Below are 24,525 nucleotides of genomic sequence, written 5' to 3' on the forward strand. Positions count from 1 at the left end.
CCGCGGGTATTTCCCGCGGATTTTTCACATCCCTTCATGTTAAGATAACAATTAATGGAGGGATGGTATTGCGTCTAAATCTTTATGCTGTAGTGTTTATCATGTTGGCGGTTTTATCAAATGTGGTGCTTCTCTGCGTTTTCGATCAAGGTGTGTTGGCGTATACTTCAGCTGTCATCTTCCTGCTCGCTGCTGCATTTTGCACGAAGCGTCGGCCTGAAGAATGAGGATTCCTAGGCTTTGCGGCTTCTCCGCAAAATGCTCGTTCCGTATGGAACCAGTTTGAGAGCGCCTTTTTTCCGGGTTCCTTTTAAGACGTCCGTATATGTTTCTTCCGGAAGCGAGACCGTGCGGTTTTCCGCTGTAAAATTCATCACGAAAATATAATCGTGGCGGCCGTCTGTGCGGAGCTGGGCGGTGACGCCTTTCGGAAGCTCTGTATCGAGCACTTTGGCAATCCCGCACTCTTCAATGAGCCTCGATATAAACGCCTCTTGGAACGCCGCCTCATTCCTTGAAGCGATATAGTAGGCCTTCCCGTCTCCGAAAAAATTGACCGTCAGCGCGGGCCGGCCCGCGTAAAAATCTTCCCCGTACAGAGCGAGCGCTTCGGCTCCTTCTAAATGAATCAGGTCGCAAAGCTCGCTGGTTTCATAGCTCCCGCTTAACCCGAGCCGGTTATCTGCATCCATCACAATCGTATTTTTCTGTCCGTCATGAAGCGCATCGATCTCCTCAGACCAAATGCCGAGCGTTTTTCTTAAGCCTCCAGGAAACCCTCCCAAGAACACAAGATCATTCTCATTGACAATGCCCGACCAATAAGTGGCGACAAATGTACCCCCGTTTTGAACGAACTGTTCAATCCTTTCGGCGGTGCCTTCTTTCAGCATGTAGAGCATCGGGGCGACCAAAAGCTTATAGCGGGAGAAATCGGCCTCCATATGAATCACATCAACCGGTACACCTTCACGCCAAAACGGTTCATAAAACGATTTGGCTGTCCGTTCATAATGCATGCCGATATTGCGCGGACCTTGGGCGTCTTCCAAGGCCCAGCGATTCTCCCAGTCAAATATAATCGCGGCCTCGGGTTCGACTGTCGTTCCTGCGACATCCTCAAGTTTTTCGAGCTTTTCCCCAAGTTTTTTTACTTCCTGGAAAACGCGCGTATGCTCTGATCCCGCATGATCAACGACTGCCCCGTGAAACTTTTCGCTTGAGCCGCGGCTTTTCCGCCATTGAAAATACTGAACAGTGTCCGATCCGTGAGCGACTGCCTGTAATGATGACAATTCGTGCATACCGGGGCGCTTCAGCTTGCTGACGTCCTGCCAGTTCGTCATGCTCGGCGTACTTTCCATCAGCATGAACGGCCGGCCGCCTTTAAGAGACCGATTGATATCATGAACAAAAGCAATATCGGCTCCAAGCCGGCTGTCTTCCTGCCGGCTGTTGTGCCATGCCGGATAAGAATCCCACGAGATGACATCAAGCAAGTCGGCGAACTTCCAATAATTCAATCCCGCGTATGTTCCCATAAAATTCGTCGTCACGGGCAGGTCGGGGTTAAAAGAACGGACATGGGCAATTTCATGCCGGCAAAAATCAACCGTCTGATCCGTGACAAAACGCTTCCAGTCCAAATTCAAACCGTGAACAGCATCCTCGCCGTGCGGAGCCGGCGACTCGATCTCGTCCCAATCTGTATAGGTGTGGCTCCAAAACGATGTCCACCATGCATGGTTAAGGCGGTCCAGCGTTTTATATTTCGCGAGCAGCCACTCTCTGAACTTATCTTGGCAAAGTTCACAATGACACTCTCCGCCGTATTCATTGGAGATATGCCAGCCGATGACAGCCGGGTGATGCGCATAGCGCTCCGCAAGCCTTCCGTTTATAATCGCCGTTTTCCTGCGGTAGACAGGCGACGTATAGCAATGATTGTGCCGCTTTCCGTGAAGGTTTCTGATCCGGTTGCGCTCCGTTCTCAGCACCTCGGGATACTTTTTGGACATCCAAGCCGGTCTGGCACCGCTCGGTGTAGCCAAGAACGCATAAATTCCGTTTTCCTTGAAAGTATCAAGAACCTGATCGAGCCAATCAAATGTAAACCTTCCTTCTTCAGGCTCGAGCGAAACCCATGAGAAAATGCCGACAGACATCACATTGCAGCGGGACAGCTTCATCAGGCGGATATCTTCTTTTAAAACGTCCGGATATTTAAGCCATTGATCAGGGTTGTAATCGGCTCCATGCAATAGTCGGGGAACTTTCCGGCTGATCGGGGGATACGGTTTGACCATCGTAAAGTTTCATCCTCTCTTCCTCGTTTTCATATGACGCGGAGACAGACATTAAACGCTTACAAAAACAGGTTGTTAGATTATATACTCTGTTTTCTTCCCTCTTTCCTGCCTGGTGGATGAATTTTCCTGTACGATTGAATTTATCTTTCTTTATTTGTAAAATATAATCTATCATTAACATTTTTAACTTTATTTCCATACACTTGACTAAATCAACTATTTTATTATAATTGATTAAAGCAACGATTTATAGAAAGAGAGGTTTTGAGATGACAGAAATCAATCATTCTATCACATTAAAATTCAGAAAGTTCAATCGATTCTACACAAATGTGCTCGGTTTTCTGAATGAACATATTTATGACAGCCCTTTTTCATTGACGGAAACCCGGATATTATTCGAAATTCACAATACGGCCGATTGTACAGCCAAGCTGATTCAAGATACGCTCGGCCTGGACCGGGGCTATGTCAGCCGGATCCTGAAACGGTTCGAAAAGGAAAATATGGTCTATAAAAAGAGAAGCGAGGAGGACAGCCGCAACCACTATATCTATTTAACAAGCTTCGGCGAATCCATTTATAAGAAGCTGGAGGCAAAAGCCAATCAGCAAATCGAATACATGCTGAAGCATATCGACGGCCCTCATCAGGAAAAGCTGACGGAGGCGATGAATACAATTGAATCCATATTGTCGGAACACCTGCCGCCCGAAAAATCGGACGTTTCCATAAGAGATTACTATATATCGGACGATATCAAACTAATGATCGAAAAACAACGTGCGTTTTATGCGGAGACACACGGCTGGGACGATTCATTTTTGGATTACCTTCACGAAACATTTGATGCCGATATCGAAAACATCTGGATCGCAGAGAGCGCCGGAAGGTTTGCGGGATGCGTCGGGCTCGTCAAACATCCCGGCAAAACCGTACAGCTCAGATGGTTTCTGGTCGATGCCGCTTTTCGGCATCAGGGAGTCGGCACGCGCCTTTTGAAGCATCTCATCGATTATTGTAAAGACAATCAATTTGAGCGGATTTTTCTATGGACGGTAAGTACGATGGCTGAAGCGCGGCCTTTGTATGAAAAATTCGGATTCAGACTGACGGAAGTGAAAGACGAGACTTTATTATGGGGACAGCGGCTCCGGGAAGAACGCTGGGATGCCGAGTTAGGCTGACGAAATGGAGGATCTATGAAACGGAAAATACACTACGCCTGGATTATCGTTTTTGTGACGTTTTTGACGCTTTTGGCCGTCCAAGGAGTGCGCCTTTCTTTCGGGGCCTTTATTCAGCCTTGGGAAGAGGAATTTTCAATGGACAGGGGCACGATTTCGCTTATTTCCATGCTGAGCTTCATTGTCTACGGCGTATCCCAGCCGGTAATCGGCAGGCTTGTCGACCGGTTCGGACCGCGGATCATTTTATCTCTCAGCACGCTTCTGGTCGGCTTGAGCATCTTTTTTACATATCTCGTGACTTCTCCGTGGCAACTGTTTATTTTGTACGGCATCATCGTTTCTCTCGGCGTCGGCGGTGCGTCGAATGTCGCATCGACCGTGATCGTGACCAACTGGTTCAATGAGAAGCGGGGGCTTGCATTCGGCATTATGGAAGCGGGATTCGGCGCGGGGCAGATGCTGCTTGTCCCTGGATCGCTCATGTTGATCCACTGGTTTAACTGGCAAGTGACCGTCATCGTTCTCGGATTGTTTTTAGCTGTTATCGTATTTCCGATCGTCATCTTGTTATTGCGGAATCATCCTTCGGAAAAAAATGTACAGCCGATCGGCGGCACTCAGGGCGGCGAGATAAAAGAAGAGCCGGACGCCCAGCCTAAAAAAATTCCATACAAAGCCGTTTTTCTCAAAAGAACGTTTTGGTTCCTCGTCTTGCCGTTTTTCATTTGCGGATTTACAACGACGGGGTTAATGGATACCCATCTTATCCCTTTTTCGCATGACCACGGGTTTTCGACCGAAGTAACAAGCGCCGCTGTCAGCCTGCTGGCCGGGTTTAACATCATCGGAATTTTGATTTCCGGCGTCGTCGCTGACCGCTGGAGCAGCCGAAAAATTTTGTGCTTTTTATATGCCGTAAGGGCGCTGTCGCTTGTCATTTTGTTGTCGAGCCACAACTCGGTCCTCCTGCTTTGCTTCGCGGTTTTGTTCGGTTTGGTCGACTTTGCGACCGTCGCCCCGACGCAAATGCTCGCAACCCAGTATTTCAGGCAGTACTCCGTCGGGTTCATTCTCGGCTGGCTGTTCCTCAGCCACCAGCTCGGTTCGGCGCTCGGCGCTTATTTGCCGGGCGTCTGGTACAGCCAAACAGGCAACTATAACCTGTCTTTCTACCTTTCAATCGTTATTTTGGCGGCAGCAAGCATTTTGAATATCCTGCTGCCGGAACCTAAAAAAATAAACCCCACACTGAATCAGGAAGGACGTTCAGTCCAGCAATAATGAAAAAACCTGTTTTTGATGTTCAAAAACAGGTTTTTCTTTATCAATTAAGAAGTTTTATTCTTATTGTAAATATCAAATGCAACGGCAATCAGAAGGACGAGGCCTTTAATTGCTTGCTGCCAGTCGATGCCCAGACCGAGCAGCGACATGCCGTTGTTCATGACCCCCATGACAAGGCCGCCGATGATGGCCCCGCCGATCGTGCCGATTCCGCCGTAAGCTGAAGCACCGCCGATGAAGCAGGCCGCAATGGCGTCAAGTTCAAACAGGTTTCCTGCTTTCGGAGTGGCCGCGTTTAAACGGGCGGCAAAAATCAATCCGGAAAGAGCAGCTAAGACGCCCATATTGACGAAAACCATAAAGGTAAGCCGTTTTGTTTTGATTCCTGAAAGCTCGGCTGCTTTTTCATTGCCGCCGATTGCGTAGATTCTCCGCCCGATGACGGTTTTTTTCATAACGAATGTATACCCGGCGATTAAGATGAACAATGTGATCAAAATGAGAGGTATGCCTTCGTACGTCGCGAGAATGTAGGTAAAAAGGTTGATAATGGCGATGATAAAAAACACCTTAACTGCAAACAGACCTTTTCCCTGCAAGTCAAATTGGAATTTCTTCTGCATGTTTCTCTGCTGAAGCTGATACACGAGATAAAGAATCGACACTCCCGCTCCGGCGACAATCGTCGTCATATGGAGCGCGCCTCCGTTCAGCCAGTCCGGGATAAAGCCGGACGCCATTTTTTGAAAGGACACGGGAAATGGAGCGATCGATTTCCCCTCAAGCACGATCATCGTGAGTCCTCTGAACAATAGCATTCCCGCCAGCGTCACGATGAAGGCCGGAATCTTGACATAAGCGATCCAAAATCCCTGCCAGGCGCCGATTGCCGCTCCCAGAAGCAACGACAGAACGACCGCCGCAAACAGCGGCATATCGTTTTCGATGATCATCATCGCGGAGACGGCGCCGACAAAAGCGGCGACTGAACCGACTGATAAATCAATGTGTCCCGTAATGATGACGAGCATCATCCCGATGGCTAAAATGAGAATGTAGCTGTTTTGCAAAATCAAGTTCGTAATGTTCAGCGGCCTCAGCAAAATTCCGTCTGTCAGTATTTGAAACAGCAGCATAATAAACACGAGCGCAATGACCATGCTGTATTTCCGGATGTTCTGCTTATACATGTCGCGAAACAGCTGAAAGTAACCGGGCTGAGCGCGGTCTTTATCCGTTTGCACCGGTGTCTGCATACGCCTCTCCCCCTCTCTTCATGCGGATGGTCATATATTTCATCAGCTTCTCCTGATCAGCTTCTTCTTTGGAAAATTCAGCGGTGATTTCCCCTTCACACATCGTATAGATTCTGTCGCACATTCCCAGCAGCTCGGGAAGCTCCGAAGAAATCATAATAACCGCTTTACCTGCTTCGGCAAGCTGATTGATGACGCCATAGATTTCGTATTTGGCGCCGACATCGATGCCGCGCGTCGGTTCATCCAAAATTAAAATGTCAGGCTCCGCAAAAATCCACTTGCTCAGCATGACCTTCTGCTGGTTGCCTCCGCTTAAATTTCCGGTCCGCTGGCCGATGTCGGGCGTCTTGATGTTCAATTTCCTGCGAAAATCCTCCGCTTCATGTTTTTCGCGGCGCTCGTCCATCACCAATCGGCTCGACACCTTCTCCAGTTTGGACAGCGTAATGTTTTCTTTAATGCTGTCATCCAGAATCAGACCGTTTCCTTTCCGGTCCTCCGTCACATAGACGATGCCGTTTTTAATGGCTTCTTCAGGGTGGCGGATGTAAAGCTCCCGCCCGTCTTTTTCGATTGTGCCGGAGATGTTTTTTCCGTATGATCTTCCAAAGATGCTCATCGCCAGCTCCGTCCTTCCGGAGCCCATCAAGCCGGCAATTCCTGCGATCTCTCCTCTTTTGACGGAAAGGGCCGCCGTGTTTACCACTTTGCGGTCCTGTTGAAGAGGATGATGAACTGTCCAATCCTTCACTTCAAAGATGACGTCCCCGATCTTGGCGCTTCTGGCAGGATAGCGGTTTTGCAGCTCCCTGCCGACCATGCCTCTGATGATCCGGTTTTCGGTCAATTGCCCGCTTTGCACATCAAGCGTTTCGATCGTCTGTCCGTCGCGGAGCACGGTAATCGAATCTGCGACGTTCGTAACCTCATTTAATTTATGGGAAATCATAATTGAAGAGATCCCCTGTTTTTTCAGTTCGAGTAAGAGCCGCAGCAGATTCTCGCTGTCCGCTTCATTTAAAGCCGCAGTCGGTTCATCCAAAATCAAGAGCTGCACCTTTTTCGCCAGCGCTTTGGCGATTTCAACAAGCTGCTGCTTTCCGACGCCGATTTGGGAAACAAGCATATCCGGAGATTCATGAAGCCCGACTTTTTTCATTAACTCGAGCGTTTCCAGCTTCGTTTTTCGCCAATTGATGACGCCGCGGCTCGCCTGTTCATTGCCCAAAAAAAGATTTTCCGCAATGGAAAGCTGGGGGACGAGCGCCAGCTCCTGGTGGATGATGACGATCCCCGCTTCCTCGCTTTGCTTAATATTTTTGAATTGGCATACTTCCCCTTTATACAAAATGTCGCCCGTATACGTACCGTACGGATATACACCGCTCAGCACCTTCATCAAAGTCGACTTGCCCGCCCCGTTTTCTCCGCAGAGGGCATGGATTTCGCCCGCTTTAACGCGGAGGTGGACATTGTCGAGCGCTTTGACGCCGGGAAACTCCTTCGTGATGCCTCTCATCTCCAAAATGCAATCGGACATCGGATCACTTCCCTAATTCCGATTCTTTATAGTAACCGCCGTCAACGAGCACTTTTTTATAGTTCTCTTTATCGACGACGACCGGCTCAAGCAAATAGGACGGAACGACCTTCTCTCCGTTGTCATACGTCTTTGTGTCATTGACTTCCGCTTTTTCGCCTTTTAAGACGGATGTCGCCATCTCAACGGCTTTTTTCGCCAGCTCTCTCGTATCTTTGAAAATGGTTGAGGTCTGCTCCCCTTTAATGATCGAGTTCACGGAAGCAAGCTCCGCATCCTGTCCCGTAATAACCGGCAGCGGCTTCTTGTTCGATCCGTAGCCCGCACCTTTTAAAGAGGAAATGATTCCGATGCTGATCCCGTCATAAGGTGAAAGCACCGCATCAAGCTTCGCTTTTGTATAATGCGCGCTCAGCAAATTGTCCATCCGGGATTGCGCGGTTGCGCCGTCCCACCTGAGCGTCGCACCTTGCTCAAATGAAGTCTGGCCGCTCAATACCTTTAATTTGCCCGAATCGATATAAGGCTTCAAAACAGACATGGCGCCGTCAAAAAAGAAATGCGCGTTGTTGTCGTCGGGCGATCCTGCGAACAATTCGATGTTGAACGGCCCTTTTTTGTCTTTTAAGCCAAGCTTTTCTTCAATATATTTCCCTTGGAGTTCTCCGACTTTATGATTGTCAAATGTCGCATAATAGTCGACATGTTTGCTGTTCATAAGCAGCCGGTCATAGGAAATGACTTTAATATCCTGCTTATTTGCTTTTTCAAGGACGTCGGTCAGCGCTTCCCCGTCAATCGAAGCAATGACGAGGACATTGACGCCTTTTGTAATCATATTCTCGATTTGTGAGACTTGGTTTTCAACGACATCTTCCGCATACTGCAGATCCGTTTTATACCCGAGTTTTTCAAACTCTTTCACCATATATTTCCCGTCATACACCCAGCGTTCCGATGACTTTGTCGGCATTGAGATTCCGACGTAGCCTTTGTCTCCACCTCCGCTCGCCTGATTCCCCGAACAGGCGGAAACAATAAGACAGAAAAGCATTGCAGTGATCAACAGCCAGCATTTTTTCATGCTTGGTATCCCCCTTTTGATTTCTCCCATCATGAATCATGCCAACTGTACCATGTCTTTCGAAGGTCCGTCTTTTGAATTAATTAACTATTTTTATAAAAATCATACTTTTTTAAAGCGCTTACATTACAATTTTCTCCCTGTTCGTTCAATTCCCGACATGCGTCGGTACTGATTGGGAGATACCCCCATCGTTTTTTTAAATACCGTGCTGAAATAGTGCTGTGTATCATACCCCGTTTGTTCGGCAATATCGTGAATCGAAAGAGGGGTTGTCTCTAACAGGTGAACCGCTTGATCTATGCGCATCTCGGTCAAAAGCTGAACAAATGTCATGCCGAGCTCCTTCTTCATGATCCTGCTCAAATAGACGGACGAGACTTGAAGCGCATCCGCCGTCTGTTTTAAAGAAAACTCCCTTTCAGTGAAATGCTTTTGCATATATTCTTTGGCCCTCGTGACAACCGGCGAGATATTAAATGCTTTCGAGACTTGCTGTCTGCAATGCTGATAGCATTGCGCGGCTGAGCGGCCGTTTTCAGCAAGCTTCGCGAAGCAGACGGCGGCGCTTGCCTGCATTTCAGCTTCGATCATCTCTGCAAGCGCCTGCTGTTCAGCTTCTGTAACAGAGCGCCACAGGCAGGCGACGATCAGGCGGTCTCCGTCGAAAAAAACAGCCTTATCCCGTTCAGCGACAAAGAAGCGTTCTACTTTTTCTTTCAGACTGTCGGCTTCAAACGGCTTGTTCCATACATGCCCGGCCGCGATGACACCGAGCGTCTCAGGATCGCGGGCCGGCAGACGGAGGCATTCGAGCTGCCGGTAAACGCCTTCTTCCACTGCCCGGCCTTCGATCCAGCTTCTGAAAACATGCTCTTTCAGAAGGCCGAGGTTTTGTTGAATATGCTGCTCGGCAAGCTTTTGCTCGCTGAGCTTCTTTTTTTCAGCTGCCAGCGACAAGCTGATCTTTTCGAGCACTTGTTCCAGATGAGCGGGATCGACCGGCTTTAACAAATAATCATCGACATTCAGCCGGATTGCTTCTTGCGCGTATGCAAACTGATCGTAGCCCGTCACGATGACAAAGCGGCACTGCGGCAGGGCGCCGCGGAGCTTTTTCATCAGCGTGATTCCGTTGACGATCGGCATATTCAAGTCGACAATCAATAAGTCGATGCCGTGTTTGAGAGCGAGCTCAAATGCCTCCTCGCCATTCTCCGCTTCAGCCGACACCGACATTTGATAGCGCTCCCAAGAGACGGCATCCCGTATTCCTTCCCGAATCCACGGTTCATCATCGGCAATCAGTACGCGCCAACATTCACTCAAGGCTTGTTCCCCCTTTTGTTAAGATTGGGAGCCGTATTGTGACGGCGGTTCCGGCTCCTTTTCGGCTTTGAACCGTTAAACCGTACGGCTCGCCAAATGTAAGGGCGATCCGTTCATGGACGTTGATCATGCCGTAGCCCGCTGTATCATCCCTGTGTTTGAATTGATCGGTTATTTGCTTTAGCGTCTCTTCATCCATTCCGGCTCCGTCATCCTCGATTTTGATAATCAGCGAGCCGTCTTCCTCCATGCCTTTGATCGTAATATGACCCGGCCCCTTTTTTTCTTTAATTCCGTGATAAATCGCATTTTCGACAATCGGCTGAAGCACGAGCTTTAATATCAGGCGGTCGTCACAAAGTCCGGCCATTTCGATTGAGTAGTTTAATTTTTCGCGGTATCGCGCTTTTTGGATTTTCAAATAGTTTTCAACATGTGCAAATTCATCAGACAGCGGAATGATATCTTTCCCTTTGCTCAAGGAGATGCGGAACAGCTTGGATAAAGCCTGCACAAGACCGCTGACCTCTACCGCTCCTTTCTTCCTCGCCATCCAATTGATTGTATCCAGCGTGTTGTAGAGAAAATGAGGGTTGATCTGCGCCTGCAGCGCCCTTAATTCGGCTTCTCTTTTTTGGCGCTCTTGTCTTTCTGTGACCGACATCAGCTCTCTGATTCTCATCATCAGGCGATTGAAGCTTTTTCCCAAAAGCCCGATTTCATCTTCCCTTTCCTCCTGATAAAATGTTGAAAAATTCCCGCTTTCCGCCGTTTTCATGACAGCATTCAGCTTCAAAATCGGCCGCGACATGGAATGGGACAAATAATAGGAAGCAGACATTCCGAGAAACGCCGCCGTCAGTAAAAACAAAAGCACATACAAGTGGATTTCCTTCACTTCGAATACGGGTTCACCCGCTTTAAAAACGCCGACCGTTGTCCAGTTCGTAAAGGAAGACGTCTCATAAATGAATTGATATTCCTCTCCCTTGATCCGCTTCGAAAAATATCCGGACCGGTCTTGACTGAACCACTTTTTCGGCAGAAACAGCTTTGAGGTCTCCGGTGCATAAATATTGCCGCCATTTTCATCCATGATCATCAAATAACCCGTTTTCCCCAAGCGGATATTTTTTGTCGCTTCTGCGAGGACGCGCAGCTTCAAATCGATGAGTACAACACCTTTCACACGCTGTGTCTCAGGATCGATAACAGCTCTGACGGCAGAAACGACCTCGTCTTCTCTGTAGTGCACATGGCTTCTGATATTCCGGTTGACAGGCTTTCCGATCATCTTGAAAATCCCTTCATTAGCTACAGCCGCCAGATACCACGGTTCTTTTGTCAAATCTGTCGGCGTCCGTTCATACATCTCATTGCTGATCATCTCACCCTTATCATTGACGACGAGAATGCCCGCGGCTTCGGAATATAAAGAAGTCAGGCCCTGCAAAAACGTCCTTCGCTTATAATCCGCCTCTCCATCCTCCTTTTCATGATTAAAAAATGCTTCCATTTCTTCATTCATTGATATTAAATATGTCAGGTTTTGCATGTGGCTGACATATACTTCAGCCGTCTTGTTCACTTCGCCGATCAGCTGCAGTGTTTGGTCGATCACCTGTTTTTCAATAATATTTTCAACGGCCCATCCCGATAAAATACCGAGGCCGATCGTCGGCAGCATGCTGATTAACAAGAGAAGGCTGATCAGCTTATGACGGATCGGCGCATTGTTGATCAAACGTTTAATCATTCGCATAATAGGCTGCCACATTTTCTTTCGTTATGATCGTAATGCCTGTATCGATCGCTGCCGGAAGCGGGCGTTCATGCTTCAAATGGTGATTTGAGAAAAACAGCATGTGCAGCGACCAATAGCCCATTTGCCATGTGTCCTGACCCATTGTCGCGGAAATCGACCCGCTTTTGATGCCGTCCAGCGTTTTCTTGTCTTTATCAAAGCCGATAATACATACTTCCCTTTCAAGTCCCGCCGCCTTCACAGCCCGGGCCACACCGTTCGCTCCATTGGCTTCTGTCGTGAAAATCCCTTTAATGGATGGATTTTTTTCCAGAATCTTCGCTGCTTCTTTTTTCGACGTCAGCTCATCCCCTTTTCCGTCCAAAACCGCGGCGACCTTCATGTTCGGGTATTTTTGCTTGATCGTTTGTTCAAAGCCCTTCGTCCTTTCCTGGTGATTGTACTGCCGCGGCTGGGTAATGATTGCGGTTTCTCCCTTTCCATCTAAAAACTCGGCCATTCGCCTTGCGGCCTCAGCACCCGCTTTCATATTATTTGTGCCGACATATGCAGAGGCTTTGCTGAGCGGGGCGTCTGAATCGAATAAAACGAGCGGGATACCCTGCTCATGCGCCTTGTCGATGACAGGGTTTAAAGCTTTGGGATCTATTGCCGAAAGTGCGATCCCCGCCGGCTTTTTTGCAATGACCTGCTCAAGGACGGTCGTCTGCTCATGGACATCATAATGGGCCGCCCCCCGATACTCGACAGAGACGTTGAAAAGCTGCGCGGCATCCTCAAAGCCTTTCAGGCCGCTCTTCCAATATTCGATTCCCGATTGAAACGTGACCATCACATATTTTTCGGACAGACTTCCGGCCGCCGGCCTTTTGCTTGCTTCTGTAGATCCGGTTTTATCGCCCCGGGAGTAGTCGTAGACATACAGAAAAAACAAACAAAGCATCACGGCATAAACAACTAACAGCTTCTTCATCTTCATCCCCCTGTTGGTCAGAGGACAAGACAGCGTTTACAATCTATCATGAAGTATATATTTGGCCGCATATTTTTCTTAGAATCCAGCTGAGGCATCCTGACAGAAATTTCGCCCGTCCCCTTTTTCATCACAAACAGACAATTTCCCCCCTTGTTTATATGAAATATCTAATCTATTTGACATTTTGCCCGAAAAACCTTGTTTAGTGTTCGACAAGATCGCCTCTTTCTTAAAATTACCTTAAAGTTTGTGAAACAAAAAATAAATATCACAAAAAACACAGCCCTAGGAACCATGACCTTTGTCCTTGAAAGAAAATGGAGAAATGTGCAAAATCGCAGTCATAATAAGGAATCCCCTGCTCCACCGCTTGATTCGATCCTTTAATCACGGTACATTTTTCCTATTCAACTCATTTATACCATGTTGTAACATTAATAAGGTCCTTTAATGAACGGATCCCAACAGGTCATTTGAATCAAATTTCCGGGAGGTGGCAGTAACATGATCTGGGAAAAAACAGTTTTATACGGGCTGCAAGGTACACTTCTCATCAAAAAACAACAGCTCGAACAACTGAAAAATTGCCAAACTGAATTAGAAGCAGATAAAAAGGAATTTGACGATTCAAAAGACAGCATCAAAAAGCCCGAACTGTCGCCGACAACATGGCAGGGCAGCCTTGCTGATTCTTTTAAAAATGTTAGAAGCGATATGAAAACGGCCTACAATGATATTTGCGGAAAACAGTTAAATGAAGTGTTTAAACAATTAAAAGAGAAAATCTCTTCCTTAAATGATGACATTGATTCACTAGGTAAGGATATCAGCTCATTAAAAACGAAAATTGAAAAGCTGGAAAAAGAAGAAAGAGAAGCCCGCCGCTAAAGGAGTGATTACGATGGGTCAAGAAATCAAAGTCAAAACAGGCGAAGTCAAACAGGCGCTCTCGAAGCTGAAGCATTCAGCCCAAGCTGTAAAACCGAACGTGCCGACAGATATCAGCGGCAAAAACAACCTTGACGTCGTCAAAAAAATCGAAAGCATGAACAAAGATTTGAAAAGCCTGACAAAAGCATACGCTTCGGCTCTCGCTAAACAGATTGCGCAAACCGAACAGGCTGTCAACGCTATAAAAGACGCCGACAAAAAGCTGTCGTCATCGATCAAAGCCAAGTAGAAGGAAGGGACTACGCATTGAAAACTCTAGATGTTCAGGCTTTTCAAACCGGCCTAGACAAAACGCTGACCGAATTAAAAAACCAGACTGACGAGATTTCAAAAGTCAAACAAAGCGTCAAAGGTCTCACCTCCCTTGACGACGCCTTAAAAGGCGCGGGCGGTGAAGCGATCCGCTCGTTCTATGAAGAGTGCCACACCACTTTTCTTCTTTTTTATGAATCTTTTATTTCCGACTATAAAGGACTTTTAGAAAAGACGAAAAGCGCACTTCATTCCCTTGAACCGAACCAAAACGGCTTTATCTCGCAAAGCTTTCTTGAAAACGAACTCCATGACGGCGTCAGTCAAGCCGAATCGCTGACAGGCAGATTGACGTCAAAAGCCAATATGACTATTCTAACGGTCAAAAACATCGTCGACCTGCCCGATCTCGACGATTCAGCCGTCAACGAAAACGCCAAAAAAGCCCAAAGACAAATCAGCGAGACGCTTGAAAAGCTTCATACCTTTGACCGCGAACAGACAAATGCGCTAAAAGCGGCGAGGGATGACCTCGACACAATGAAGCAGTACATCCAGCAGCTGGAGAGGATGTATACGGGGCCGAAGATTGAGATTCAAAATTACTCTTCCAGTGTTTTAAAAAAAGAACCTGCAATTCAAAACCTGTTTAATGAATTGCAGAAAAGGAATACTAGTTCAACTGAAATTGATAATATTAAGAATGGTAAAAAGTCGAACACTGTAAAAGAGTTTTATGGTATAGGTAATACATCAAGTAACGAGAAAGTTGACGGAGAATTTAAAACAGAAGTAACAGGGGGATTTGGGTATTCTGGTGCTGGAAATGCCAGTTTTAAGTATTCAAGAAAAGATTATGAAGTTGATATGAATTTTGATGCAAGTATTTTAGATACAAATAAAGGTTTTAAAGATAAAGGAGAAGATGAAAAAGAAACTTATTTTCAGTTGGGAGACGTCGAAGGCGAAATCAGTGTTCCATATCATCCAGATAAATTTGTAGACAATTATGCTACAAACAATTTCATGGGTGCTAAAGGAGAAGTTAATGGAATAAAGGCAAACTTCGATCACGAAAATTCACCTGTGCGTGTTGGTATTGATATCGGTCATGCCGAGGCAGGTGCAGGTATAGAAGACTATGGAGTCGGCATAGGAGCTTCGGCAAGCATTGCAGACGCAGAAGTCGTTGTCAGCCCATTTAACTGGAACGGCTATAAACCTCTTGAAGAATGGTTTGGCTGGGATTATAATCCGTATATCGGTGTTGAATTTACTTTTGGAGGAGCAGGTGTTGAAGCTAAACTCGGGACAGAAACTGAACTTAAAGTCGCCGCCGGTGTGGGCATCGGTTTAAAATTAGGAGCCGAAAAAGACGAATAGGAGGCTTTTTATGAATCATGGAAAGGATTTTCTAAATAAAAAAATAAATGAAGCTATGATAATCTTCACTATTTTATTCCCTGTAGTAGGTATCTTTTTTGTCATCATGGCGATATGGGGCCTAGCAGAACAAGCGCCTTCAGAGATTCCATTTGCAATATCAGTTATTAGCATATTCTTTTTCATTTTTCCAATCATCTTACATATTTACAGAAAAAAAATTTGGCTTAAAAAACATCCTGAATTACAACGAAAAAATGGAAAATCGGAGGAATAAGCATCATGTTTAACGAAAAAAAAGACGAAGAACATATATCTGAAGATTGGCTTCCTATCGGTACAGTAGTGAAAATCAAGAGCGTCCGCAAACCTGTCATGGTTTATGGAAGAAATCAAATTCAATCATCCAGCCAAAAAAAATTCGATTATGTTTCAGTCCCATATCCTGAAGGCAATATTACCGAAGACTACAACCTATTCTTTAATCACCATATGATAGAAGAAATCCTTTACATGGGCTATGTAACAAATGAAGAACTCAACTACAAAAAAACTTTAGGTCCTAAAATGCACGATAAGGAGATTTAACATTTGGAAATTTGGAAGAATTACAGAAAAAAGATAGTCATATTCATCTACTGCTTTTTTACATTTGGAATAGGGTTTAGCGCTGTAGTCATTCCTGATATACCATGGAGCGAACGACTAGGTTTATTTACCATTCAATTTGTTATGTTGAGTATAGTTATCTTTATAGGTTATAAGATATGCAACAGAATTTTCTTAGGGAGTTTCAAATAGGTAAAAAAATATACAAACATTGTACAATTATTAATCAATCACACTAATAAGTAAATGTTTTCCGAAAGCATCTCTCCCGGGATGCTTTCTCTTATGTTCATTTTCAACACCGGAGGAAAGACAGCTTGCTTAAATTGAAAGATACTATACTATACAAAGATTTACCTACCAATATTCAGTCTCATTTGACAGCTCCCATCAGCCGGGAAACGAAATGGGGAATGGCTTGTTTTATCGTGTTGATGCTGGATATTTTAAGCATATTACCTGTGCTGGTGAACAAAGTAGATTTTTTCATATTCGCCGCTGTTCCTGTTGCTATCCTGATCAATATATGGATGATCATCATGAATACCAAAAGCATGACCGGATATCATCATCACCTTCAATATGTTCGTTTTATGGGTGTATCATTCAGCGGGATGTCATATTGCCAGTTGATCACAGCGCTAAAAATGATGGTTTCTGCTATCGGTTTTCATGTACCGCTGATCAGTCTGTCCCTATTCATTTTTGCCGCCTTTATCTTCCTCGTCATCCGGTATTACCTGGTTGTTTTCCCTGATTCTAAAAAAGGCAAAAGGGAGACAGCAGCTCCGACAAGGATGCTCCTGGCAGCTGTTCCGGCAGGCGGTTTTGTAATAAGTCATGCCGTTTTGCGAGTTTCCGAGTCTGCCGTTTATTTGTTGATGTGTACCGTCTATCTGCTTATGGCTTGTTTATTTTCTATGATGGGGGTCAAATTCATCCACAAATACTTCTTCATCAAAGCGAATCAAGATATCATCAGACAGCATAGGATTTAAGGCACACAAGGAGAGGTCATGTTTGAAAGGCAGAAATAAAATCATTCTCTCAGTTTATTCCCTACTTGCAGCAATCATTATTTTGACCGGCCTTGTCAAACCTTCAATGAACTGGAAGGAAAAGCTTGCCGTCATCGGATTTATGTTCGTTTCAATTTCTTTATTCGCCATCATCACTTATGTGTTCATAAATAAGCCGAAGAAAGATCAAAGCGCGCCCCGATGCAACATCGTCGCGAAAATCTTTTGGAAGAAATACAGAAAACCGTTCATGCTCTCTTTCTACTTCGTCGGCATCCTGATTGTGGGAACATCCGTGTTTTTCATGCCCGAACTCTCACTCGCTTGGAAATCCGGCGTGTTTGCAATTTTGTTTGCCGTGATATCTGGCGGCTTTTTTACTGTTTATCAAACGGCGAATCAAATGCTGAACCGGTCTTGTTTGGAAAGAATGCCTGACGAAGAATGAGAAGCTTTTTTTAGCAGAAAAAAAGTTTTGTTAAAAAACGCTGGAGTCCGCCATTCATAAAGGAGTAATGATGTCACCAGAAACTTTTGTTGAATATACCGAATATTTCATCGCCGGTATGTTGGCCGCTCATTTCGCTTACAGTTTGGGTTTTTTAATCATTGCGAGTCACATGATCATTGAATATGAAAAAATGGTCTTTTTAAAACCTGAAAAATGGTCCCATAAAATCACAAATACACTCGTTTTTCTTCTTGTCGGAACCGGTTACTTTGTTTACAAACGGCTATTAAAATACAACTGGTTCCTGAGAAAACTGTATTTCGCCCTCTATCTTCTGGGCAGAGGCATTTTAAGCATCATCATCTTTTATATTTTTTCTTTTCTGATCCATCTCATTTTCAGCGTTTAAATCATTTACGATTGGAGAGATCTGAATGTCTAAATTTCTACAAAAACCAAGAAACAAAGCTATCTTATCCGTCTACCTGTTTTTCGTATGCGGCTCCGTTCTCAGCTCTGTTCTGAATCCGGTGATGAGTCTGGGAGAAAAGCTGTTTATCCTCTGTTTTAATATTTTCTCGGCAACTTTATTCGCATTTCTCATTTATGTGCTGCTAAATAAACTGATGAAAGATGAAGACCGCAAACATCCGGCAGCCCCCGAAAGAAACGGGATTAATCAAGTAATTTGGAAAAAATACAAAAAGCCGCTGATCCTGTTTGTTTATTTTGGCGGCGTGTTTTCCGTCTGCGCTGTTATTCTTCCTATGTCGATATATACCGTTGCTGAAAAGCTCGTGATCCTTTCGATCGCGATTATTTTTATTACAATTGGCTGTATCTTGGCTTATAAAGTGACGAATAAGATGCTGCAGAAATAATTGAAAGGACCATGGTTCGCCATGGTCCTTTTCTTCAGTTCCTCAGCTCCTCCAGCGTCTCTTCCCACCGCCGCAAAACCGCCGCTTCATCCTTCAGCTCAATCTGAACGCCGGAGATGATATCGGCGTATTTTGCGATATCTTCCCGGGCCGCTTCGACGGTGCCGGCGAAGCGCGCTCTCGGGTGTTTGGCGTCTTTTAATTCGGGCAGTTTTTTTAAAGACAGCCGCACATAATGTGCTTTGCCTTTCCAGCAAGTGACGAAGAGCGCCCGGCCTGTTCTCGCGATGTTCGCGGTTGTCGTTGTGCCTTGCCAGAGAGCCAGGCGGATGTCGGTTTTGTTCAAGGCGAGGATTTCGCCGGCGCTGATCATCGCTGTGTGCGGCCAGCCTTCTTCTGTGACGGTCTGGAGCATCATCGCTTCGCGCCGCTTTCCGGCGAGTTTCTCTCCGTTTAACAGCTGAAATAATTCGTTTGATAGCTGAGCCATGCCGGATGCCTCCCTTTAGATTTTCCGATCTGGAACCGCTGGCACTTGTACGGCTGTTTCGACTTCAGAAGGGTCGATTTTAAAGGCCGGATTGTATTTTTCAGGATTTGTGATCGTCTCCGGCTCCGATGATCTCCAAGTGAAAAAGCAGTGCTGACATTGATAAACTTCCCAGGCTCCTTCAACGGGTGACTTGCTGACGGTTTCCGCTTTTTTTAATTCGCAGCGCGGACATGTATGCATGATGAAACACTCTCCTCTTTTATTGATTTAGCAGATTCATTAGTTTCGCTTCCCACTCTTTCGTTCCTATAGGGGAATCGAGCGGTTGTGAATAGTGTCCTCTTGTTTCCGGGGCCACAGGTGTTGTCGCGTCCAAGATCATTTTGTGGGTGATTCCCGCCGGTTCAGAACCCGGGTCAAGCGCCAGAACGGATAAATCCGGGATAATGACTGCATCGTGTTTTGGATGCATTTTCGTTGAAATGGCCCACATCACTTGCGGGAGATTAAACGGATCGACGTCTTCGTCAACGAGGATCACCATTTTGCAGTAGCCGAGGCCGTGCGGCGTCGTCAGCGCGCGCATGCCGACAGCTTTGGCGAATCCGCCGTAGCGGCTTTTCGTTGAGACAATGGCGATCAAGCCGTGTGTATACATCGCGTTTACCGCGACAATTTCATTCGGATAGGCCTCTTTTAGCTGCTGGTAAAGCGGCACACATGTATTAATGCCGACCATGTAGTCAACCTCAGTCCAAGGCATGCCTAAATACAGGTGTTCAAAAATCGGGTTGTTGCGGTGGCAGACCCGCTTGATTTTGATGATCGGCATGCTTCTTCCGCCTGAATAGTGGCCGGTAAACTCGCCGAACGGGCCTTCATACTCGCGTTCGCCCGCCAGGATCTCACCTTCGAGAACCACTTCCGCGCCCCATGGGATATCTAAGTTAGACAGTTTTGATTTGACGATTTTATAAGGTTCACCTTGCAAGGCCCCTGCCATTTCGTATTCTGATTGATCGTATAAGAGCGGTGTGGATGCCGCCGTTGCAATGACCGGTTCGCAGCCGAGCGCAATCGTGACAGGCAGGTTTTCGCCGCGCTCTTCAGCCTGACGCAGGTGGATTGCAATATCATGCTGCGGGACGGGCTGAATGCCGAGACGGTCTTTTCCTTTTACCTGCAGTCTGTACATGCCGACGTTTTGTTTGCCGAAGTGTTCCGGATCCTCGACATCTCTGGAAATGACGCATGCCTTGTCTAAATAAAAGCCGCCGTCGCCCTGATTGATGCGGAAGAGCGGCAGAATGTTAAACAGGTTGATGTCTTCTGTGATGTCGTTTTCGTGAAACGGCGCTGTCTCCTCTCTTTGCACTTTTACAGGAAATTGATCATAGCGGCGTGCGAATTCAAAGAACTGTTCTTTGACCGGCGTGTCTTTCGGAAGGCCGAGCATTAACGCGTGGTTCGGCCAGGAGCCGATGACATTCAGGGCGATTTGGGCATTGTTATAGCCGTAAATGTTGTTGAATAAAAGAGCGGGTGATTTGTCTCCGAGGTTATTGGCGGCGCGTGCAGCGGCACCCAAATCGGGTTCCGGCTTCACCTCTTCCTGAACTTCAAGAAGCTGTCCTTCTTTTTTCAGCGTGTTTAAAAAATCTCTAAAATCTTGATAAGCCATTCTGTTATCCTCCTTATTTCTTCTGTTTCATTCCTTCCCAGCGCTTCGCTTCAGACAGATGGATTCCAAATTGGTCCAGCGTCCGGAATACGATATGGTCGACCATTTCGGTCAGATTTTGGGGATGATTATAAAAAGCCGGCATCGGCGGCAGGATCACCGCGCCCATTTTTGTCAGCTCAAGCATGTTTTCAAGATGAATCTGGTTCAGCGGCGTCTCCCTTGTTAACAGCACAAGCTTTTTCCGTTCCTTCAGCATGACGTCCGCCGAACGGGTCAACAGGTTATCCGCCATACCGGTGCGAATGCCCGCCAACGTCTTCATGCTGCACGGTGCGACAATCATTCCGTCCGTTTGAAAGGAACCGCTTGAAATGCGGGCCGCCTGGTCTTTGTGGGAATACGTAAAAGATGCGAGCTTTTCTACGTCTTTCATCGTATATCCCGTTTCGTGCAGAATCGTTGCCGCTGCCCACGGAGAGATGACTAGGTGTGTCTCTGCGTCGGTTTTCTTCAGCCACTCCAGCATCCGCACGCCAAATATCGCGCCGGTCGCGCCCGTAATTCCGACGATGATGTTCATATGCGCCCCCCTTTCCCTCTTGGTGCTTCAGTTAAAATGATACGCCTCTATTTACCATATTGAAAATATCTGTTAAATCTATATATAATACTTTAAAGGTATAAAAAGGAGTGCCGAGAAAATGGATATTCGCCAGTTAAAGTACTTTGTTACGATCGCACAGGAAGGAAAGATTACAACGGCGGCGAAACGGCTTCATATCGCCCAACCGCCCCTCTCCAGACAGTTGAAGCAGATGGAAGAGGAGCTCGGAGTCGTTTTATTTGACCGGAACAAAAAGAAAAACCTGACGCTGACCTATGAAGGAGAAGTGTTTTTGAAAAGAGCAAAAGAAATCCTGCACAAGCTTGAGGATTCCATCTTGGAGGTTCGGGAGCTGCGTGAAGAAGTCAACGGAACCCTTGCCGTCGGTTCAACGATTTACTGTGCGGCTCTATTGCTCTCAAAAGTCTCGAAGATCAGGGAAATGTACCCGAATTTAATGTTTAACATTTGGGAAGGTGAGCCTTCACGGCTGAGCGGGCTCTTGGAAAACCGGCAGATCGATGCGGCGGTCACGACAACGCCTTTCCACAGCAAAAATATCGAAGCAAAGAGCCTGCCGGAGGTCCCATGCAAGCTCGTTCTTCCGGGGAATCAGTCGTATGGCTTAAAAGGGGAAGCCGGAATGAAAGAAATTGCCGGTCTGCCGCTGATTCTGCTCAGACCGTCGCACGGAAAAGGGATTTATGATGAGGTCGTCCATCACTTTCACTCATTGGACCTTGAGCCGAGGGTCGTCTGTGAGTGCCATGATTCTACAACGCTCCTCAGCCTTGTCACCTCGGGATTCGGAGCAACGATTCTGCCGCTGTCCATGCTGCCGGCGCATTTTGCGCGTCATGTTCAGACATTGGAGATTCAAGACAATCCGTTTATTCTGCAGCCATCTGTCGTTTGGCGGGCCGGCAGTTTTCTGCCGAAGCCCGTAAGAGAGTTTTTGGCTTTATTTTGATAATAAAAAAGAAAAGGCATCATGCCGATGCCTTCTCCTTTTCATTGGTTATAGCAGCTTCTTCCCTAACAGCGATTCGATCAGTTCGACGGCCGCCTCACCGGTTTTATTTTTATGATCAAGTATCGGGTTGACTTCAACAAACTCGGCAGAAGTAATGATATCTGCGTCATAAAGCATTTCCATCGCCAAATGGCTTTCCCTGTAGCTGATGCCTCCGACGACAGGGGTGCCGACTCCCGGAGCGTCGCTCGGATCAAGACCGTCCAGATCGAGGCTCAGATGAATCCCGTCGCAATTTGCTGACAGATACTCGATCGTTTCCTCTATCACCTTCGTCATGCCAAGCCTGTCGATTTCGTGCATGGTGTAGACTTTCATGCCGGTTTCACGGATATATTTGCGCTCTCCTTCATCAAGCGAGCGGGCACCAATGATGACGACATGCTCCGGCTTGACTTTCGGCGTATAGCCGTGAAGGTTGACCAGCTTTTCGTGGCCGACACCGAGACTTACCGCCAGCGGCATACCGTGGATGTTGCCTGACGGCGATGTCTCCAGCGTATTTAAGTCGCCGTGTGCGTCATACCAAATCACGCCGAGTTGTTGATAATGCTTGGCTACCCCCGCCAATGTCCCGATGGCTATGCTGTGGTCTCCGCCCAACACGAGCGGGAAGCGGCGCTGCTCGATGACATTGTCGACGATATCAGCCAGCTTGCGGTTTCCTTCGAGTACGGAAACTAAATTTTTCAGCCCTTCGTCTCCTTTTGGCTGATCGCGATTGATCGGCACATCGCCCAGATCATCGATATCATAGCCAAGCTCGGTCAGACGTTCCACGATATGAGCGTAGCGAATCGCGCTCGGTCCCATATCCACACCGCGCCGCGCCTGTCCCAAGTCCATCGGCATTCCAATCAGAGAAACTTGCTTATTCATCAATAACCACCTCATCGTTTGTTTTGTTTTGATAGATCAATGCTTCTTGTCGCTCAAGACCCTGGCGTTTTTTCACAAATACGTGATAAACAAAGTAGCAGGCCGACATGAACAAAATCCCGCAGTACAATGCCATCCTCTGCTCTGAATCAAAGGCAAGGCTCACAAGGACGGCGCTGTTTAAAATAAATCCCGTCAGCGGCAAATAAGGGTAAAGAGGCGTTTTAAATTTCAAGTCTTCAACCTTACCGCCTTCTTTAACATATCTTCTGCGAAATAGCAGCTGTGATACCGTAATCGTGATCCAGCCGACTTGTGCGCTTAAACCGGCTAGAGACAGAAGCCAGATGTAGAGCGTTTCCGCGGCAACTACGCTTGAGACGAGGGACAAACCCGCAAAACCGAGCGTGATCCACAGCGCATTCATCGGGATCCCTCTTTTATTGACCCGGCTTAAAGCCTGAGCGGCCATTCCTTCTTTCGCAAGAGAGTAAAGCATCCTTGTCGATGCGTACAAACCCGAATTCGCCACCGATAATAAAGCAATTAAAATAACAAAGTTCATCAGATCGGCGGCATACGGAATGCCAATTTGTTCAAATACGACAACGAACGGGCTTTCAACAACCCCCGCTTTTTCCCATGGAATCAACCCCGCCAGGACAAATACGGACAGGCCGAAAAACACGAGTGTCCGCCAGACCGTCTGTTTGATGGAGCGGGGCACCGTTTTTTCCGGATTTTCGCTTTCCCCCGCCGCGATCCCGATCAGCTCTGTCCCTTGAAAGGCAAAGTTGACGGTGATCATCGTGATAAAGATCGCGCCGAATCCGTTTGGAAAAATTCCGTCTCCAATCAGATTGGAAAAGAACGGTGCAGCCTGTCCGTCTTTCATATCGATAAATCCGAACATCGCGCCTCCGCCGAGGATAATAAACAGAAGGATGACGATAATTTTAATGCCGGACAGCCAAAATTCCGATTCCCCGAAGGCTTTCGCCGATAGCGCGTTAAGCGAAAAAAGCAGCAGACCGAAAATCAAACACCATATCCAGACGCCGACATCGGGAAACCACCTTTTCATCAGCTGCCCCGCCGACAGAAATTCCAAAGCAACCGTAACCGACCAGCCGAGCCAGTAGATCCAGCCGACGGCAAATCCTGTGGCAGGCCCGATAAATTTTGTCGCGTACGTCTGAAAAGAGCCTGAAACCGGCATTGCCACTGCGAGCTCCCCGAGGCAAAGCATCGTAAAATACATGATCATTCCGCCCGCTAAATAAGAAAGAATCGCGCCGATCGGCCCGGCTTCATTGATCGTATATCCTGTTCCAAGAAAAAAGCCGGTTCCGATGACGCCGCCAAGCGAGATCATAAACAAATGGCGTGATTTCATCGTTCTTTTCAGTGTATATTGTTCACGGTTTTCATGGTTCAAACCGCCTTCACCCCTTCCGTTTCCATTCTCCCTAATGTCATCTCCCCCTATGACATATAGACTATTTTTTAAATCTTCTGAACATTTTCCTGATATTTCAATTTTTGACAAA

The 24,525-nt window shown here is 46.8% G+C and carries 26 protein-coding genes; 13 read left to right on the forward strand and 13 right to left on the reverse strand.

Annotation, left to right across the window (positions count from 1 at the left end):
• The first annotated feature begins 68 nt into the window (after nt 1-68).
• Nucleotides 69-227, forward strand: a complete 159-nt coding sequence (locus M1D90_RS19900) for a hypothetical protein (RefSeq protein ID WP_165389270.1) — start codon at nt 69-71, stop codon at nt 225-227.
• A 6-nt stretch (nt 228-233) separates the two neighbouring features.
• Here the strand turns inward: M1D90_RS19900 and M1D90_RS19905 are convergent, their stop codons facing one another.
• Entirely contained in the window at nt 234-2,306 is a 2,073-nt protein-coding gene (locus tag M1D90_RS19905; RefSeq protein WP_145645834.1) for a beta-galactosidase, read from the reverse strand.
• Nucleotides 2,307-2,578: 272 nt separating this feature from the next.
• On the opposite strand from M1D90_RS19905, the gene M1D90_RS19910 reads away from it, so the two are divergent.
• A complete protein-coding gene (locus M1D90_RS19910; protein WP_020450152.1) occupies nt 2,579-3,496 on the forward strand; it encodes a bifunctional helix-turn-helix transcriptional regulator/GNAT family N-acetyltransferase in 918 nt (305 codons plus the stop codon).
• Between the two features lie 15 nt (nt 3,497-3,511).
• Entirely contained in the window at nt 3,512-4,780 is a 1,269-nt protein-coding gene (locus M1D90_RS19915; protein WP_026580532.1) for an MFS transporter, read from the forward strand.
• A gap of 47 nt (nt 4,781-4,827) precedes the next feature.
• On the opposite strand, the gene mmsB is transcribed toward M1D90_RS19915, so the two are convergent.
• The 6 genes from mmsB to M1D90_RS19945 all read right to left on the reverse strand — a co-directional run bounded on the left by mmsB (nt 4,828) and on the right by M1D90_RS19945 (nt 12,733).
• The gene (mmsB, locus tag M1D90_RS19920; protein WP_020450150.1) at nt 4,828-6,039 is read right to left on the reverse strand and encodes a multiple monosaccharide ABC transporter permease; all 1,212 of its coding nucleotides are present in this window, start codon (nt 6,037-6,039) and stop codon (nt 4,828-4,830) included.
• Nucleotides 6,014-7,582: a multiple monosaccharide ABC transporter ATP-binding protein gene (gene mmsA, locus M1D90_RS19925; protein ID WP_023855646.1), complete on the reverse strand. Its 1,569-nt coding sequence runs from the start codon at nt 7,580-7,582 to the stop codon at nt 6,014-6,016. The genes mmsB and mmsA overlap by 26 nt, the downstream gene beginning before the upstream one ends.
• Nucleotides 7,583-7,586: 4 nt before the next feature.
• Complete coding sequence (gene chvE / locus M1D90_RS19930; protein ID WP_020450148.1) at nt 7,587-8,666, reverse strand: multiple monosaccharide ABC transporter substrate-binding protein; 1,080 nt, start codon at nt 8,664-8,666, stop codon at nt 7,587-7,589.
• A 126-nt stretch (nt 8,667-8,792) separates the two neighbouring features.
• Nucleotides 8,793-9,995, reverse strand: a complete 1,203-nt coding sequence (locus M1D90_RS19935) for a response regulator transcription factor (protein ID WP_025809532.1) — start codon at nt 9,993-9,995, stop codon at nt 8,793-8,795.
• Entirely contained in the window at nt 9,988-11,751 is a 1,764-nt protein-coding gene (locus tag M1D90_RS19940; RefSeq protein WP_396279215.1) for a cache domain-containing sensor histidine kinase, read from the reverse strand. The genes M1D90_RS19935 and M1D90_RS19940 overlap by 8 nt, the downstream gene beginning before the upstream one ends.
• The gene (locus M1D90_RS19945; protein ID WP_079289543.1) at nt 11,744-12,733 is read right to left on the reverse strand and encodes a substrate-binding domain-containing protein; all 990 of its coding nucleotides are present in this window, start codon (nt 12,731-12,733) and stop codon (nt 11,744-11,746) included. Before M1D90_RS19945 ends, M1D90_RS19940 begins: the two co-directional genes overlap by 8 nt.
• 507 nt (nt 12,734-13,240) lie before the next feature.
• On the opposite strand from M1D90_RS19945, the gene M1D90_RS19950 reads away from it, so the two are divergent.
• From M1D90_RS19950 to M1D90_RS19990, 9 genes are all read left to right on the forward strand, one after another.
• Nucleotides 13,241-13,624 carry a YwqH-like family protein gene (locus M1D90_RS19950; RefSeq protein ID WP_003178893.1) on the forward strand — a complete coding sequence of 128 codons (384 nt, stop codon included), beginning with the start codon at nt 13,241-13,243 and terminating at the stop codon, nt 13,622-13,624.
• A 13-nt stretch (nt 13,625-13,637) separates the two neighbouring features.
• On the forward strand, nt 13,638-13,916 hold the full coding sequence (locus M1D90_RS19955) for a YwqI/YxiC family protein (protein WP_020450144.1): 279 nt from the start codon (nt 13,638-13,640) through the stop codon (nt 13,914-13,916).
• 17 nt (nt 13,917-13,933) lie between these two features.
• Nucleotides 13,934-15,322, forward strand: coding sequence for a ribonuclease YeeF family protein (locus M1D90_RS19960; protein ID WP_229105607.1), 1,389 nt, complete (start codon nt 13,934-13,936; stop codon nt 15,320-15,322).
• Between the two features lie 10 nt (nt 15,323-15,332).
• Entirely contained in the window at nt 15,333-15,599 is a 267-nt protein-coding gene (locus M1D90_RS19965) for a hypothetical protein (RefSeq protein WP_026580529.1), read from the forward strand.
• Between the two features lie 5 nt (nt 15,600-15,604).
• Nucleotides 15,605-15,910, forward strand: a complete 306-nt coding sequence (locus tag M1D90_RS19970) for a DUF4176 domain-containing protein (protein ID WP_035400541.1) — start codon at nt 15,605-15,607, stop codon at nt 15,908-15,910.
• 338 nt (nt 15,911-16,248) lie between these two features.
• Nucleotides 16,249-16,929: a hypothetical protein gene (locus M1D90_RS19975; RefSeq protein ID WP_456283000.1), complete on the forward strand. Its 681-nt coding sequence runs from the start codon at nt 16,249-16,251 to the stop codon at nt 16,927-16,929.
• A 22-nt stretch (nt 16,930-16,951) separates the two neighbouring features.
• A complete protein-coding gene (locus tag M1D90_RS19980; RefSeq protein ID WP_456283001.1) occupies nt 16,952-17,398 on the forward strand; it encodes a hypothetical protein in 447 nt (148 codons plus the stop codon).
• Between the two features lie 70 nt (nt 17,399-17,468).
• Nucleotides 17,469-17,810, forward strand: a complete 342-nt coding sequence (locus M1D90_RS19985) for a hypothetical protein (RefSeq protein ID WP_456283002.1) — start codon at nt 17,469-17,471, stop codon at nt 17,808-17,810.
• A 25-nt stretch (nt 17,811-17,835) separates the two neighbouring features.
• The gene (locus M1D90_RS19990; protein ID WP_456283003.1) at nt 17,836-18,282 is read left to right on the forward strand and encodes a hypothetical protein; all 447 of its coding nucleotides are present in this window, start codon (nt 17,836-17,838) and stop codon (nt 18,280-18,282) included.
• Nucleotides 18,283-18,316: 34 nt separating this feature from the next.
• Here the strand turns inward: M1D90_RS19990 and M1D90_RS19995 are convergent, their stop codons facing one another.
• The 4 genes from M1D90_RS19995 to M1D90_RS20010 are packed head-to-tail and all read right to left on the reverse strand — an operon-like array spanning nt 18,317 to nt 21,039.
• Complete coding sequence (locus M1D90_RS19995) at nt 18,317-18,772, reverse strand: PNPOx family protein (RefSeq protein WP_020450131.1); 456 nt, start codon at nt 18,770-18,772, stop codon at nt 18,317-18,319.
• Nucleotides 18,773-18,787: 15 nt separating this feature from the next.
• Nucleotides 18,788-19,015: a non-oxidative hydroxyarylic acid decarboxylases subunit D gene (locus M1D90_RS20000; protein WP_020450130.1), complete on the reverse strand. Its 228-nt coding sequence runs from the start codon at nt 19,013-19,015 to the stop codon at nt 18,788-18,790.
• A 19-nt stretch (nt 19,016-19,034) separates the two neighbouring features.
• Complete coding sequence (locus tag M1D90_RS20005) at nt 19,035-20,456, reverse strand: non-oxidative hydroxyarylic acid decarboxylases subunit C (RefSeq protein ID WP_456283004.1); 1,422 nt, start codon at nt 20,454-20,456, stop codon at nt 19,035-19,037.
• Between the two features lie 13 nt (nt 20,457-20,469).
• Nucleotides 20,470-21,039, reverse strand: a complete 570-nt coding sequence (locus M1D90_RS20010) for a non-oxidative hydroxyarylic acid decarboxylases subunit B (RefSeq protein WP_020450128.1) — start codon at nt 21,037-21,039, stop codon at nt 20,470-20,472.
• A 121-nt stretch (nt 21,040-21,160) separates the two neighbouring features.
• On the opposite strand from M1D90_RS20010, the gene M1D90_RS20015 reads away from it, so the two are divergent.
• Nucleotides 21,161-22,033: a LysR family transcriptional regulator gene (locus M1D90_RS20015; RefSeq protein ID WP_026580522.1), complete on the forward strand. Its 873-nt coding sequence runs from the start codon at nt 21,161-21,163 to the stop codon at nt 22,031-22,033.
• Between the two features lie 48 nt (nt 22,034-22,081).
• Here the strand turns inward: M1D90_RS20015 and rocF are convergent, their stop codons facing one another.
• Together rocF and M1D90_RS20025 are read right to left on the reverse strand one after the other, a co-directional pair.
• Nucleotides 22,082-22,975 (reverse strand): arginase, encoded by an 894-nt coding sequence (gene rocF, locus M1D90_RS20020; protein ID WP_020450126.1) that lies wholly within the window; start codon nt 22,973-22,975, stop codon nt 22,082-22,084.
• Entirely contained in the window at nt 22,968-24,371 is a 1,404-nt protein-coding gene (locus M1D90_RS20025) for an amino acid permease (protein ID WP_223254835.1), read from the reverse strand. The genes rocF and M1D90_RS20025 overlap by 8 nt, the downstream gene beginning before the upstream one ends.
• Nucleotides 24,372-24,525: the final 154 nt, after the last annotated feature.

This window comes from Bacillus sp. JZ34 (genome assembly GCF_053903205.1).

Coding starts and splice junctions, on each gene's coding strand:
- M1D90_RS19910 (WP_020450152.1), top strand. CDS start 2,579: ATGACAGAAATCAATCATTCTATCACATTAAAATTCAGAAAGTTCAAT.
- M1D90_RS19915 (WP_026580532.1), top strand. CDS start 3,512: ATGAAACGGAAAATACACTACGCCTGGATTATCGTTTTTGTGACGTTT.
- M1D90_RS20005 (WP_456283004.1), bottom strand. CDS start 20,456: ATGGCTTATCAAGATTTTAGAGATTTTTTAAACACGCTGAAAAAAGAA.
- M1D90_RS20010 (WP_020450128.1), bottom strand. CDS start 21,039: ATGAACATCATCGTCGGAATTACGGGCGCGACCGGCGCGATATTTGGC.
- M1D90_RS19965 (WP_026580529.1), top strand. CDS start 15,333: ATGAATCATGGAAAGGATTTTCTAAATAAAAAAATAAATGAAGCTATG.
- mmsA (WP_023855646.1), bottom strand. CDS start 7,582: ATGTCCGATTGCATTTTGGAGATGAGAGGCATCACGAAGGAGTTTCCC.
- M1D90_RS19995 (WP_020450131.1), bottom strand. CDS start 18,772: ATGGCTCAGCTATCAAACGAATTATTTCAGCTGTTAAACGGAGAGAAA.
- M1D90_RS20015 (WP_026580522.1), top strand. CDS start 21,161: ATGGATATTCGCCAGTTAAAGTACTTTGTTACGATCGCACAGGAAGGA.
- M1D90_RS19945 (WP_079289543.1), bottom strand. CDS start 12,733: ATGAAGAAGCTGTTAGTTGTTTATGCCGTGATGCTTTGTTTGTTTTTT.
- rocF (WP_020450126.1), bottom strand. CDS start 22,975: ATGAATAAGCAAGTTTCTCTGATTGGAATGCCGATGGACTTGGGACAG.
- M1D90_RS20000 (WP_020450130.1), bottom strand. CDS start 19,015: ATGCATACATGTCCGCGCTGCGAATTAAAAAAAGCGGAAACCGTCAGC.
- M1D90_RS19985 (WP_456283002.1), top strand. CDS start 17,469: ATGTCACCAGAAACTTTTGTTGAATATACCGAATATTTCATCGCCGGT.
- M1D90_RS19990 (WP_456283003.1), top strand. CDS start 17,836: ATGTCTAAATTTCTACAAAAACCAAGAAACAAAGCTATCTTATCCGTC.
- M1D90_RS19950 (WP_003178893.1), top strand. CDS start 13,241: ATGATCTGGGAAAAAACAGTTTTATACGGGCTGCAAGGTACACTTCTC.
- M1D90_RS19970 (WP_035400541.1), top strand. CDS start 15,605: ATGTTTAACGAAAAAAAAGACGAAGAACATATATCTGAAGATTGGCTT.
- M1D90_RS20025 (WP_223254835.1), bottom strand. CDS start 24,371: ATGAAATCACGCCATTTGTTTATGATCTCGCTTGGCGGCGTCATCGGA.
- M1D90_RS19905 (WP_145645834.1), bottom strand. CDS start 2,306: ATGGTCAAACCGTATCCCCCGATCAGCCGGAAAGTTCCCCGACTATTG.
- M1D90_RS19955 (WP_020450144.1), top strand. CDS start 13,638: ATGGGTCAAGAAATCAAAGTCAAAACAGGCGAAGTCAAACAGGCGCTC.
- mmsB (WP_020450150.1), bottom strand. CDS start 6,039: ATGCAGACACCGGTGCAAACGGATAAAGACCGCGCTCAGCCCGGTTAC.
- M1D90_RS19940 (WP_396279215.1), bottom strand. CDS start 11,751: ATGATTAAACGTTTGATCAACAATGCGCCGATCCGTCATAAGCTGATC.
- chvE (WP_020450148.1), bottom strand. CDS start 8,666: ATGAAAAAATGCTGGCTGTTGATCACTGCAATGCTTTTCTGTCTTATT.